Genomic DNA, 12,483 nt, shown 5'->3' with positions numbered 1-12,483 from the left:
CGGCTGGCTGCACACCTACAATCACCACCGCGGACACACCGCGCTCAAAGGCCAACCACCCGCCAGCCGCGTCCCCAACCTCACGGGTCAATACATCTAGGTCGCCGGCCGGGTGCGGGGCGTGCGTTGCTCGCGCGCTTCCCACCCCCTGAAGGGATCCGACCTCACCGGTATGGACCAATCTCGCCGTTCTTCTTGACAGGGCGGATTGGTCCATACCAACTTTGTTGCGCACCCTCTGCACTTCCCTGCACTCCCGAACACCCCCACCACTTCAGGGAGATCGCGTGCGCACCACACTTCTCCGGCGTTCCAGACGTCGTCTCCTCGCCCTGCTCGGTACCGCCGCGCTCGCCGTCGCCGGGGCGGTCGCGCTGCCCGGTACGGCGGAGGCGGCGAACATCCTCGGCAATCCCGGCTTCGAGTCGGGGAGTGTCTCCCCCTGGTCCTGCACCGGCAACCTCGGCTCGGTCGTCTCCTCGCCCGTGCACGGAGGCTCCAGGGCCCTTGCGGGAGCGGTCGGTTCGAGTGACAACGCCAAGTGCAGCCAGACCGTCTCCGTCCAGCCGAACACGGCGTACACGCTGAGCGGCTGGGTGCGGGGCAGTTACGTCTACCTCGGCGTCGACGGCGGCGCCTCCACCTGGACGTCCTCGCCGTCGGCGTACAGCCAGTTGTCGGTGTCCTTCACCACCGGCGCCTCGCAGACCAGCGCCACCATCTACGTGCACGGCTGGTACGCCCAGGGCACCTACTACGCCGACGACATCAGCCTGAACGGGCCGGGCGGCGGGGGCGGCTCGGACACTCAGGCGCCGAGCACCCCCACCGGGCTGACCTCCACCGGCAAGACGTCCTCCAGCGTCTCGCTGTCCTGGACCGCCTCGACGGACAACGTCGGCGTCACGGCGTACGACGTCTACAGCGGGTCCGCGCAGGTGCTCAGCGTCTCCGGGACGTCGGCGACCGTGAGCGGGCTGTCGCCGAGCACCGGCTACACCTTCACCGTGAAGGCGCGCGACGCCGCCGGGAACGTCTCCGGCGCCTCCAACTCGGTGTCCGTGACGACGAACGCGGGCAGCGGCGGAACCGCCTTCAAGCAGGCCGCCCCGTATCTGTACGAGGGGTGGGGCGACCCGCCGAGCGTGAGCACGGTGATGAGCTCGACCGGCGTCAAGTGGTTCACGATGGCGTTCATGCTGGACGGGGGCGGCTGCAACCCGATGTGGGACAGCACCCGTCCGCTCACCGGCGGGGTCGACCAGACGGTGATCAACCAGGTCCGTTCGGCGGGCGGGGACATCGTGCCGTCGTTCGGCGGCTGGCAGGGCAGCAAGCTCGGCGCCAACTGCTCCTCGGCCAGTGCTCTCGCGGCGGCCCTGCAGAAGGTGATCGACGCCTACTCGCTCAAGGCGATCGACATGGACATCGAGAACACGGACGAGTTCGAGAACGAGGCCGTGCAGGCGAGGATCCTCACCGCGCTGAAGACCGTGAAGGCCAACAACCCCGGCCTGAAGACCATCGTCACCTTCGGCACGTCGACCACCGGGCCGACCTATTACGGCAACCGGCTGATCGAGCAGGCCAAGTCCCTGAACGCCGACATCGACGTCTTCACCATCATGCCGTTCGACTTCGGCGGCGGCTCCGACATGTACGGCAACACCGTGAACGCCACCGAGGGGCTGAAGACCAAGCTGAAGTCCACCTTCGGGTGGGACGACGCCACCGCCTACGCCCACATCGGCATCTCCGGCATGAACGGCCTGTCCGACCAGCAGGAGAACACCACCCCGGCGATCTGGACCCAGATCCGTGACTGGTCCAACTCCCACCACATCGCCCGGCTCGCCTACTGGGCCGTCAACCGCGACCGGCCGTGCCCGGGCGGGGGCGTGGTGAGCAACTGCTCCGGCATCAGCCAGAACACCTGGCAGTTCACCTCCATCACAGCCGGCTTCACCGGCTGAGTCCGCCTCCTCACGGCGTGCCCGACCGGCCGAAGCGGCCCGCACCAGCACGCGAAGTCCCCCGGATTCCGGTCCGGGGGACTTTTTTTCGCGGGAGGTGTATCAGGGAGGGGGCAGCGTGCTCCTAACTATGTAACCGTGAGGGCCACCGGGGATCGACGGGGGCGACGGGGGAACACGGGGGACCTCGGTGGCCTGCGGTACAGCACAGTGATCCACACGGTTCCATGGGGAAGCACCACCGGGGTAACGGGGAAAGCTGGGGATCAATGGGGGATCCCCGGCACGGGGGATCGGGTCGGACGGCCGCTGTCACGGGGAGCGGCCGCCCGCTCGCCCCACCCCCCTCACCGCAGTGTCAGAAGCGGCCCGAACCCCGGTACAGCTCCAGCTCACCGTCCAGCTCCACCGCCAGCACCGTGGCGTACGGGTCGAGATCGGCCTCGGCCGGCGGGTCGATCCACAGCACACCGACCGCCTCGTGCAGCCCGCCCACCACACGATGGCCCAGTTCGGTGCCGGTTCCCAGGACGGTGACCTTGCGGACCGGCGTGGCCAGCCCCCGTACACCGATCTCGGCGCGCGGGACGTCGAACAGGGTGAGGTAGAGGGTGCGGCCGTCGGCGGAGAGGGTGCTGGGCCCGTAGTGGTGCCCGGCCGGCAGCCCGCGCACCGTCCCGTACACGGCTTCGGCGTGCCTGCGGATCCACTCCCCCAGCCCTTCCAGGCGCTCGACCTGCGGCTGCGGGATGGTGCCGTCCTCCATCGGGCCCACGTCCAGCAGCAGGTTGCCGCCTCCGCCGATGGTCTCCGTGAAGTAACGGATCAGCTGGGCCAGGGACTTGTGGTTGTGGTCGTGGTGCTGGTAACCCCACGAGTCGTTGATCGTCAGGCACAGCTCCCAGGGGCCGTCCGGCGGGACGATGGGGGCACCCTGCTCGGGGGTGGCGTAATCGCCCTCGCTGAGCATGCGGGCGTTGAAGACGACGTGCGGGGAGTACGAGCGGATGAGCGCTGCGAGTTCGGGGATGCGCCACTGCTCCTCGCTGCGGTCCCACTCGCCGTCGAACCACATCAGGTCGGGCCGGTAGCGGGAGGCCAACTCCGTTATCTGACCGTCCCGGTAGGCGATGAACCGCTCCCAGGCCGCCAGGTCCTCGTCCTCGGCCGAGCACTCGGAGTAGCGGTTGTCCTCCATCTCCGGCGGGCGGCCCGGCTTGCGGGTGGTCGCGTAGTCGGGGTGGTTCCAGTCGGAGTGCGAGTAGTAGAAGCCGACCTTCAGACCCTTCTCGCGCAGGGCGTCGGCGTACCCGGTGAGGTAGTCACGGCCGAGGTTGAGGTCGCCGTAGGCGGTGTCCCACAGGGCGACACCGTCGTGGTGACGGGTCGTCAGTACGGCGTACCTTGCGCCCGCGCGGGCGAACAGATCGGCCCAGGCGCGCGGGTCGTACTTGGCGCCGGTGAAGCGCTCGAGCTGGGACATGTACTGGTCGTGCGGCACGATGTCGTCGTAGAACGACCAGGACTCCTGGACGCCGTCGACGGCGTAGATCCCCCAGTGGACGAAGATCCCCAACTTGGCGTCGGTGAACCAGGGTTGCATGGGCACGGCTGAACTCCTCGGCGGGACAGGTGACTTCGCTGGGGTGGGCGGGGCACGGCCGGCGTGCCCCGCCCGTCGGTCGTCGGGCCCCGACGGACCTACTGGCCGCGTCGCAGCCGGAGCGTCAGGACCTGGAACGGGCGCAGGGTCACCTCGACCCCGCCGTCGCCGGCCACGGCCGCCGTCGCTTCCTCCTCCAGCGGCCGCTCCAGCAGGTCGGTGACCTGGGCGCCGGCCAGCGGGAAGCCGGTGCGCAGCACGCCCCGGGCGCGGCCGCCGCGGGACTCGTACAGGCGCACCACCACGTCGCCGGACCGGTCGTCGGCGAGCTTGACCGCCTCGACGGTCACGCCCTCGCCCGCCACGGACACGACCGGCTCCGCCGCCCCCGCCGACTCCGCCACGCGCAGCGGCAGGTTGAGGGCATAGCCCTCGGCGACCGCGTCGCCGATCGTGGCGCCCGGCAACAGGGAGTACGTGAAGCGGTGCCGGCCCTGGTCGGCCTCGGGGTCCGGGATGCGCGGGGCGCGCACCAGGCTGAGGGCGACCGTGGTCGTCGTACCGCCGTCCTCGCGGACCGTGCGGGAGACGTCGTGGCCGTACGTCGAGTCGTTGAGAACCGCGACACCGTAGCCGGGTTCGCCGATGTGCACCCAGCGGTGGCCGGAGACCTCGAACCGGGCCGACTCCCACGAGGTGTTGGTGTGCGTGGGCCGCTGGACGTGACCGAACTGGATCTCGGCGGACGAGTGCGGCGCGCGGACGTCGACCGGGAAGGCCGCCTTCAGGATCTTCTCGGCCTCGTGCCAGTCGATGTCGGTCTCGATGTCGACACGGGGGCTGCCCGCGCGGACGGTGATCGTCTGGGTGATGGTCGAGCCCTTGCCGAAGGTGCGGGTCACACGGATCGCGCCGAGCAGCGGATCGTCCTCGACGACGGTGACCGAGTCGGGGTCGAGCAGGTCCGTGAAGCGGTTCTTGTAGTGCTTGTCGATGTCCCAGGCGTCCCAGTAGTTGGGCAGGTCGGTGTGGAGGCGGAGGAGGTTGCCCTGGCCGGCGAGGACCTCACGGTTCGCCCGGATGTCGTATACAGAAGACAGTGTGCCGTCTTCGGCCACCTGTACACGGACCAGTCCGTTGTCGAGGACCCGGCCGGACACCGTCACCGGCTGCGGCGATTCGACGGCGGAGGCGGCGAGGGGCGCGCTGCCGCTCGCGGGCACCTCGACGTACGCCGGTGCGCCGGCGGAGGTGCGGATCACCTCGGTGCGGTCGTACGGGCTCGTGTTGAACACCCGGGTGCCGCCCGCGCCGAGCGCCGCGACCGCCTCGGCCGTCAGTGCCTCCAGCTCCTCGGCCACGCGGGCGTACTCGGCCTCGGCCTCGCGGTGCACCCAGGCGATCGACGAGCCCGGCAGGATGTCGTGGAACTGGTGCAGCAGCACCGTCTTCCACAGCCGGTCCAGCTTCTCGTACGGGTAGGCGTAGCCCGGCGCGTGCAGCGCGGCCGTCGTGGCCCACAGCTCGGCCTCGCGCAGCCGGTGTTCGCTGCGCCGGTTGCCCTGCTTGGTGCGCGCCTGCGAGGTGTACGTGGCGCGGTGCAGCTCCAGGTAGAGCTCGCCCACCCACACCGGGGCGTCCGGGTACTCCTCGCGGGCCTTGGCGAAGAAGTCGTCCGGGTGCTCGACGACGACCTTGGGCGAGCCCTCCAGGTCGGCGAGCCGACGGGCGCGTTCCATGATCTCGCGGGTGGGGCCGCCACCGCCGTCGCCCCAGCCGAACGGGGCGAGGGAGCGCGTACCGGCGCCCTTCTCGGAGTAGTTGCGGACCGCGCGGTCCATCTCCTCCCCGCTGAAGCGGGCGTTGTAGGTGTCGACCGGCGGGAAGTGGGTGAAGATGCGGGTGCCGTCGATGCCCTCCCACCAGAAGGTGTGGTGGGGGAACTTGTTGGTCTGGTTCCAGGAGATCTTCTGGGTGAGGAACCAGTCGTTGCCGGCGAGCTTGGCGAGCTGCGGATAGGCGGCCGTGTAGCCGAAGGAGTCCGGCAGCCAGACACCCTTGGTCTCGACGCCGAAGTGCTCGATGAAGAACCGCTTGCCGTGGATGAGCTGGCGGGCGATCGCCTCGCCGCCGGGCAGGTTGCCGTCGGCCTCCACCCACATGCCGCCGACCGGCGCCCACTGGCCCTTCTTCACCGACTCCTGGATGCGGGCCCACACGTGCGGGTAGTTGTCGCGCACCCACTCGTACTGCTGGGCCTGAGAGCAGGCGAAGATGAAGTCCTCGTACTCGTCGGCCAGCGAGGTGACGTTGGAGAAGGTGCGGGAGGTCTTGCGCTTGGTCTCGCGGATCGGCCACAGCCAGGCCGAGTCGATGTGCGCGTGGCCGACTCCGGAGACGGTGTGGGCGCTGGCGTGCGCGGGCCGGGCGAGGACGGGCGCGAGGACCTCGCGGACGGCGGCGGCGCTGCCGGAGATGTCGTCCAGGTCCAGGGCGTCCATGGCCCGGTCGAGGGCGTGCATGATCTCGTGGCGGCGGGGCTCGTGCTCGCCGAGGTGGACCATGAGTTCGCGCAGCACCTGGAGGTCCAGGTCGAGGTGCCAGACCTGCTCGTCGAGGACGGCGAGGTCGGCACGGCGGAATGTATACAGTGGACGGTCGCCTGCCGTCAGTACATCGCCGAGCGGCGTCGGCTCCGCGAAGTCGTTCGCCAGGATGTCGGGGTTGGAGGCCGCCTCGACCAGGTAGTCGATCTGCTCGCCGCCGGTCGCCGGGTTGCCGACCGGCACGTACTGGTTGAGCGGGTTGACCGCCTTCAGGGGGGTCCCGTCGGCCAGGTGGACCAGCGCCTCGGCCTGGCCGCCGGGCCAGTCGCCGACGAACCCGAGGTCCATGACGGCCTCGACCCGCCGGCCGGCCCACTCGGCGGGCACCTGGCCCCGCATCCGGAACCATGTCGTGCCCCATGGCGGGCCCCAGAGGGTGTCCATCGCGAAGGGCTCGTACGGCGCTGCCGCGGCCTCCTCGAACGGAACCGGCTCCCCCGGCGCCTGCCAGGCCTCGACCTCGAAGGGAACGGTGGCCGCGTAGATCGCGGGCTTGATGCGCTGGTTGTGGACGCGCTCGACGCGCTCCTCGATGCGGCGGCGTTCGTCGTGCATGGGATGTCTCCAGGGACCGGGAGGAAGGAGCCGGACGGGGAGCCGTCGTGCTCGGGAGCCGACGGACCCGGGGAAAGCGCTTTCTCGATGCTTCAGCGCTTAAGGTACGCGAGCCCGGGATGGGCCTCGGTGTAACCCTCGACGAGCCGGCGGGCGACATTCACCGAGTCGACCAGGGGGTGCAGTGCGAACGCCTTCACCGCCGTGGCCCGGGAGCCGGACTCGGCGGCGGCCAGCACCTCCCGCTCGACCGCCTTGACGGCGCACACGAGGCCGGTGGCGTGGCCGGGCAGCGGGTCGACCGCGACCGGGTGGGCGCCGTTGGCGTCGACGAGGCACGGGACCTCGATGACGGCGTCCGTGTCGAGCACCGACAGGGTGCCCTGGTTGCGCACGTTGAGGATCAGCGTGGTGCGCTCGTCGCGGGCGATCGCCCGCATCAGGGCCAGGGCCACCTTCTCGTAACCGCCGGAGAGGTCGTCGGCGTCGCGCTCGCCGGCGCCCGCCGTCTCCCGGTTCTCCGACATGTAGGTGGCCTCGCGCTCGGCGCGGGTGCGGTCCCAGGCGGTCAGGGCCGCCGCGCCGGGGTGGCGCATCTCCTCGTAGAAGTGGGCCTGCTGCTCGCGTAGGAAGGCGCCGCGGGTCTTCTCGGCCTGCTGGTAGGCGCGGACGGCCTCGCGGTTGAAGTAGTAGTAGTGCAGGTACTCGTTCGGGATCGCGCCGAGCGACTGGAGCCAGTCGACGCCGAACAGCTTGCCCTCCTCGAAGGAGCCGAGCAGGTCGGGGTCGGCGAGCAGCCGCGGCAGCTCGTCCCGGCCGGCGACGCGCAGGCCGCGGACCCAGCCGAGGTGGTTGAGGCCGACGTAGTCGATCCACGCCTCCTTCGGGTCGGCGCCGAGGACCCGGGCGATACGGCGGCCGAGACCGACCGGCGAGTCGCAGATGCCGATGACGCGGTCGCCGAGGTGGCGGGCCATGGCCTCGGTGACCAGGCCGGCCGGGTTGGTGAAGTTGATGAGCCAGGCCTCGGGGGCGAGGCGGGCGACGCGCCGGGCGATGTCGGTGGCGACGGGGACCGTCCGCAGACCGTAGGCGATGCCGCCCGCGCCGACCGTCTCCTGGCCGAGGACGCCCTCCGCGAGGGCGACCCGCTCGTCGGCGGCCCGGCCCTCCAGACCGCCGACCCGGATCGCGGAGAAGATGAAGTCGGCGCCGCGCAGGGCCTCGTCGAGGTCGGTGGTGGCGGTCACCGTGGGGGCGTCGGGGACACCGGCGGCCTGTTCAGCCAGTACACGGGCGACTGCATACAGTCGACTGTCGTCCAGATCGTGCAGAACGACGTCCGTCACCCGCCCCTCCGCACGATCGCCGAGGAGCGCCCCGTACACGAGCGGCACCCGGAAACCGCCGCCGCCCAGAATCGTCAGCTTCACGCCTGCACCTTTCCTGCCACGATCACCTCGACGCCCGCCTCCTCCAGCGAGGAGCGGGTCGCCGGGTCGACCGGCGCGTTCGTCACCACCACGTCCAGGTCCTCGGGACCGCAGACCTTCGCCATCCCCGTACCCGGGAACTTCGCCGCGTCGGCCAGCAGGACAACCTTGTCACCGGCCTTGATCATGGCTCGCTTCACCGGCACCTCGACGACCGTCGTATCCATCACCTGCCCGCCCGGGCGCACTCCACTGGTACCGAGGAAGAGCCAGTCCGCGTGCAGCTGACGCAGGTTGTCCTCGGTGAGGAAGCCGACCAGGGAACGGTACTCGCGGCGGACCATCCCGCCCAGCAGTACCAGCTCGATGCCCTCGTCGTCGGCGAGCTCCTCGTAGACCACCAGATTGCTGGTGATCACGGTGAGGCGGCGGCCGTGCAGCTGGCGGGCCAGACGGTAGGCGGTGGTGCCGATGTCGAGCAGTACCGACTGACCATCCTTGACCATGCCGGCCGCGTGCGCGGCGATGGCGTCCTTCTCCGGTACGCGCACCTCGGCGACCTCGGCGAAGGGCTGGTCGCCCTCCTCGACGACCGCCCCGCCGTGGACCCGGGTGAGCAGGCCGTCCTCCTCGAGTTTGACCAGGTCACGCCTGATCGTGGCGGGGCTCACGCCCAGCTGCTCGGAGAGATCGGTCACGGCCGCGGGCCCTCCGGAGCGAAGGGCCCGCAGGATGAGTTGGTGTCGTCGTTCTGCCAGCACGCCGTGAACAGTACTAGTCATCTTCGATCATTTCTATGCTCAGTTCTGCTCGGCTCTTGACCAACGGCGGTGAGCGGCGCACGATTCCGGTCACGAAATGAAGAGTTCTGACGAGTTGCTCCGCGCCGGGAGTGCACTCGCCCGCCCCAGAGCCCGCCCAGAGCCTGAAGAGAGCCCGAAGAGAGGACCCTCCGTGGACGACGACCGGCCCGATGTGCTGCTGACCGGGCTGCTCTTCTACGACCTCGTGCTCACCGGGCTGGGCGGGCCGCCCACGCCGGGCGAGGAGATCTGGACCGCCGGCATGGGCTGCGGCCCCGGCGGCATCGCCAACCTCGCGGTGGCGGCCTCCCGCTTCGGTCTCAGAACCTCCCTGGCGACGGTCTTCGGCGACGACTTCTACGGCGGCTACTGCCACGACGTCCTCGCCCGCCAGGAAGGCGTCGACCTCACCCTCTCCCGCGTGGCGGACGACTGGCCCACCCCGGTCACCGTCGCCCTCGCCCAGGGCCACGACCGGGCCCTCGTCACCCACGGCCAGGAGCCGCCGTACGCGCAGGACGAGCTGATGGGCGACCCGCCCGAGGCACGCACCGCCCTCGTGCACATCGAGGCCGAGCCGCAGGCGTGGCTCGCGAAGGCGGCGGCGAACGGCACCCGGATCTACGCCGACGTCGGCTGGGACCCCACCCGGCAGTGGTCGGCCGACCTGCTCGAACAGCTCGCCCTGTGCCACGCCTTCCTCCCCAACGAGACCGAGGCGATGGCCTACACCCGCACCGACAGCCCGGTCGCGGCCCTCGGCACCCTCGCGGAACTGGTGCCGGTCGCGGTGGTCACCCAGGGCGGCGACGGCGCCGTCGCGGTCGACCAGACGACCGGCGAGTACGCGGCGGTCCCCGCCCTTGACGTCGATGTCCTGGACGCCACGGGCGCCGGTGACGTGTTCGGCGCGAGCTTCGTCGCCGCCTCGCTCGGCGGCTGGCCGCTGGAGGAACGGCTGCGGTTCGCCGTACTGGCCTCCGGGTTGTCCGTACGCCATCACGGCGGGGCGCTGGCCGCGCCCGGCTGGTACGGCATCGACCGGTGGTGGCGGTCGGTGACCGATCCGGAGCTGAAGCGGGCCTACGGCTTCCTCGCCGACCGTATCCCGGCGGACGTCGGCCGGCCGGTGCGGTACGCGCCGGTCACCCCGCCCGCCCCACGGCCCTGACCCTTCCCCCGATTCCACGCTTGCCCCTGGTAGTGCACCCCGTCCGCGAAGACGGGTACAGATCCGAAAGGCGGTGGGAGCTGTGCGGCTCTCACGAAGAGGCCTCCTGCGCGCGGGCCTGGCCGGCACGGCCGCCACCGCGCTCGGCGGCCTGACGTCCGGCTGCGCCGTTCCGACCGGCTCGACCGGCCGCAACATGGTCCTGTGGTACTGGAGCGGCGGTCTGAGCGACACGGTCGTGAAGAACGCGAAGGCCCGTTACGACAGCACCGTGGACCTGCAGGCCATCCAGATCGGCGGCTACTACCGGTCGAAGCTGATCACCACGATGGCCGGCCGGGCCCACGTCCCCGACATCGCGGGCCTCAAGGGCGAGGACATGGCGTCCTACCTGCCCAACGCCGACCAGTTCATCGATCTGCGCACCCTCGGCGCCGAGAAGTACAAGAGCCGGTACCTGTCCTGGAAGTGGGACCAGGGCATCGCCGACGACGGCACGATGGTCGGCTTCCCGATCGACTGCGGGCCGGTCGCGCACTACTACATGCCGGCCGTCTTCGAGAAGGCGGGACTGCCCTTCGAGCCCGAGGACGTCTCCCGCGAGCTGGACACCTGGGAGAAGTTCCTCGACGCCGGTGTGCAGCTGAAGAAGCGGCTCCCGGGGACCTACCTGCTCACCGACATCACCAGCGTCTTCACCATGTCGGTCAACCAGGGCACCAAGAACTACGTCGACAAGGACCGCCACTTTATCGGCGACCAGGAGCACATCAGGACCGCCTGGGACCGGGCCGTGGACGCCAAACGGCGCGGGATCGTCTCCCAACTCGTCAGCGGCACGCCGGACCAGCTGTCGGCCACCGAGAGCGGCAAACTCCCCAGCCAGCTCAACGCCTCCTGGGCCACCAGCGACATCAAACTCGGGGTCCCGAAGACCAAGGGCAAGTGGCGGGTGGCGAACTGTCCCGGCGGCCCCTCCAACATCGGCGGCTCGTTCCTGGCGATCACCAAGGCGTGCCGGGAACCCGAGAAGGCCTTCGAGGTCATCACCTGGCTGCTGAACGCCGCCAACCAGGCCCAGGGGTTCGTCGACGCGGGTCTCTTCCCGTCCACGCCGGCCTCGTACGGCATGAGCAAGCTCCAGGAGCCCGACCCGTTCTTCGGCGGCCAGGTCACGATGGACGTCTTCGGGCCGGCCGCCCAGAAGATCCCGATCACCTACAACAGCCCCTACGACATCGCGCTCGGGCAGCCCATCAAGGACGAGATCAAGAACGTCGGCGTCCTCGGCAAGGACCCGGACAACGCCTGGAGTGACGCCATGAGCAAGTGCCGGCGCATCGCGAAGCACCTGGGGGTGAGCTACTGATGGCCACCGCCCCCGCGCTGGAGAAGCCCCCGGCGACCGTGCCGGCCACCCCCGCCGCACAGCCCAGAAAGGGCTTTCGCAAGTACTGGCACCTCTACGCCGCCATCTCCCCGTTCTATCTGCTGTTCCTGGGTTTCGGCCTGATCCCCGTCGGCTTCTCGCTCTACGTCTCCTTCCACCGCTGGGACGGCCTCGGCCCGATGGAGTGGGCGGGCCTGTCGCAATACCAGTACCTGCTGGGCGACAGCGACTTCTGGAACTCGGTCGGCAACACCATCGTCATCTGGGCGCTGGCCACCTTCCCCATGATCTTCCTGGCGATGGTCACGGCCGTGATGCTCAACTCGGCGGTCCGTTTCAAGAACGTCTACCGCTTCGCCTACTTCCTGCCGAACGTCACCTCGGTGGTGGCCGTCGCGATCATCTTCGGCTCGGTGTTCTCCACCAACTTCGGCCTGGTCAACGCCCTGCTGCAGGCGATCGGCGTGGACCAGGTGGCCTGGCTGAACACCCCCTGGGGCATCAAGGTCGCCATCGCCACGCTGATGACCTGGCAGTGGACGGGCTACAACGCGATCATCTTCCTCGCCGGCCTGCAGACGATCCCCGGTGAACTGTATGAAGCCGCCCGTATGGACGGCGCCGGTCCCCTGCAGACCTTCTTCCGGATCACGCTGCCGATGATGCGGCCGGTACTGCTGTTCGTCCTCGTCGTGTCGACCGTCACCGGTCTGCAGAGCTTCTCCGAACCGCAGGTCCTGCTCCAGACCACCGCCAACGACTCCACGTACGCGGGCGGCCCCGGACACTCCGGCCAGACGATGGTCCTCTACTTCTTCCAGCAGACCTTCGACAACAACGACTTCGGCTACGGCGCCGCCGTGGCGTGGGGCATCTTCCTCGTCGTCATCCTCTTCTCGATCATCAACTGGCGTCTGGTGCAGCGCCGGGGCGAAGACTAGGGAGGCCC

Annotated in this window: 8 protein-coding genes; 4 read left to right on the top strand and 4 right to left on the bottom strand. The window is 69.8% G+C overall.

Features of this window, described 5'->3' with window-relative positions; genetic code table 11:
- Nucleotides 1-287 precede the first annotated feature (287 nt).
- The gene (locus ACIBVL_RS16950; protein ID WP_399097914.1) at nt 288-1,973 is read left to right on the top strand and encodes a carbohydrate binding domain-containing protein; all 1,686 of its coding nucleotides are present in this window, start codon (nt 288-290) and stop codon (nt 1,971-1,973) included.
- A gap of 358 nt (nt 1,974-2,331) precedes the next feature.
- Here the strand turns inward: ACIBVL_RS16950 and ACIBVL_RS16945 are convergent, their stop codons facing one another.
- The 4 genes from ACIBVL_RS16945 to ACIBVL_RS16930 form a co-directional block, all read right to left on the bottom strand.
- A complete protein-coding gene (locus ACIBVL_RS16945; RefSeq protein WP_399097913.1) occupies nt 2,332-3,582 on the bottom strand; it encodes an alpha-L-fucosidase in 1,251 nt (416 codons plus the stop codon).
- Nucleotides 3,583-3,674: 92 nt separating this feature from the next.
- Nucleotides 3,675-6,737 (bottom strand): alpha-mannosidase, encoded by a 3,063-nt coding sequence (locus tag ACIBVL_RS16940; RefSeq protein WP_399097912.1) that lies wholly within the window; start codon nt 6,735-6,737, stop codon nt 3,675-3,677.
- 92 nt (nt 6,738-6,829) lie between these two features.
- Nucleotides 6,830-8,170 carry a 6-phospho-beta-glucosidase gene (locus tag ACIBVL_RS16935; protein WP_399097911.1) on the bottom strand — a complete coding sequence of 447 codons (1,341 nt, stop codon included), beginning with the start codon at nt 8,168-8,170 and terminating at the stop codon, nt 6,830-6,832.
- On the bottom strand, nt 8,167-8,931 hold the full coding sequence (locus tag ACIBVL_RS16930; protein ID WP_399097910.1) for a DeoR/GlpR family DNA-binding transcription regulator: 765 nt from the start codon (nt 8,929-8,931) through the stop codon (nt 8,167-8,169). Before ACIBVL_RS16930 ends, ACIBVL_RS16935 begins: the two co-directional genes overlap by 4 nt.
- 193 nt (nt 8,932-9,124) lie before the next feature.
- On the opposite strand from ACIBVL_RS16930, the gene ACIBVL_RS16925 reads away from it, so the two are divergent.
- The 3 genes from ACIBVL_RS16925 (at nt 9,125) to ACIBVL_RS16915 (ending at nt 12,475) form a co-directional block, all read left to right on the top strand.
- Nucleotides 9,125-10,144 (top strand): carbohydrate kinase family protein, encoded by a 1,020-nt coding sequence (locus tag ACIBVL_RS16925; RefSeq protein ID WP_399097909.1) that lies wholly within the window; start codon nt 9,125-9,127, stop codon nt 10,142-10,144.
- Between the two features lie 82 nt (nt 10,145-10,226).
- Nucleotides 10,227-11,513, top strand: a complete 1,287-nt coding sequence (locus ACIBVL_RS16920; RefSeq protein WP_399097908.1) for an extracellular solute-binding protein — start codon at nt 10,227-10,229, stop codon at nt 11,511-11,513.
- A complete protein-coding gene (locus tag ACIBVL_RS16915; RefSeq protein WP_399097907.1) occupies nt 11,513-12,475 on the top strand; it encodes a carbohydrate ABC transporter permease in 963 nt (320 codons plus the stop codon). The genes ACIBVL_RS16920 and ACIBVL_RS16915 overlap by 1 nt, the downstream gene beginning before the upstream one ends.
- The last annotated feature ends 8 nt before the right edge of the window (nt 12,476-12,483 follow it).

The sequence above is a fragment of the Streptomyces sp. NPDC049687 genome (assembly GCF_044465285.1).
Lineage (GTDB): Bacteria > Actinomycetota > Actinomycetes > Streptomycetales > Streptomycetaceae > Streptomyces.
This window is presented reverse-complemented; position numbering and strand designations above follow the sequence as displayed.

Bases quoted from the DNA above. Each gene is read 5' to 3' on its own strand.
- ACIBVL_RS16940 (WP_399097912.1), bottom strand. From the start codon at position 6,737: ATGCACGACGAACGCCGCCGCATCGAGGAGCGCGTCGAGCGCGTCCAC.
- ACIBVL_RS16915 (WP_399097907.1), top strand. From the start codon at position 11,513: ATGGCCACCGCCCCCGCGCTGGAGAAGCCCCCGGCGACCGTGCCGGCC.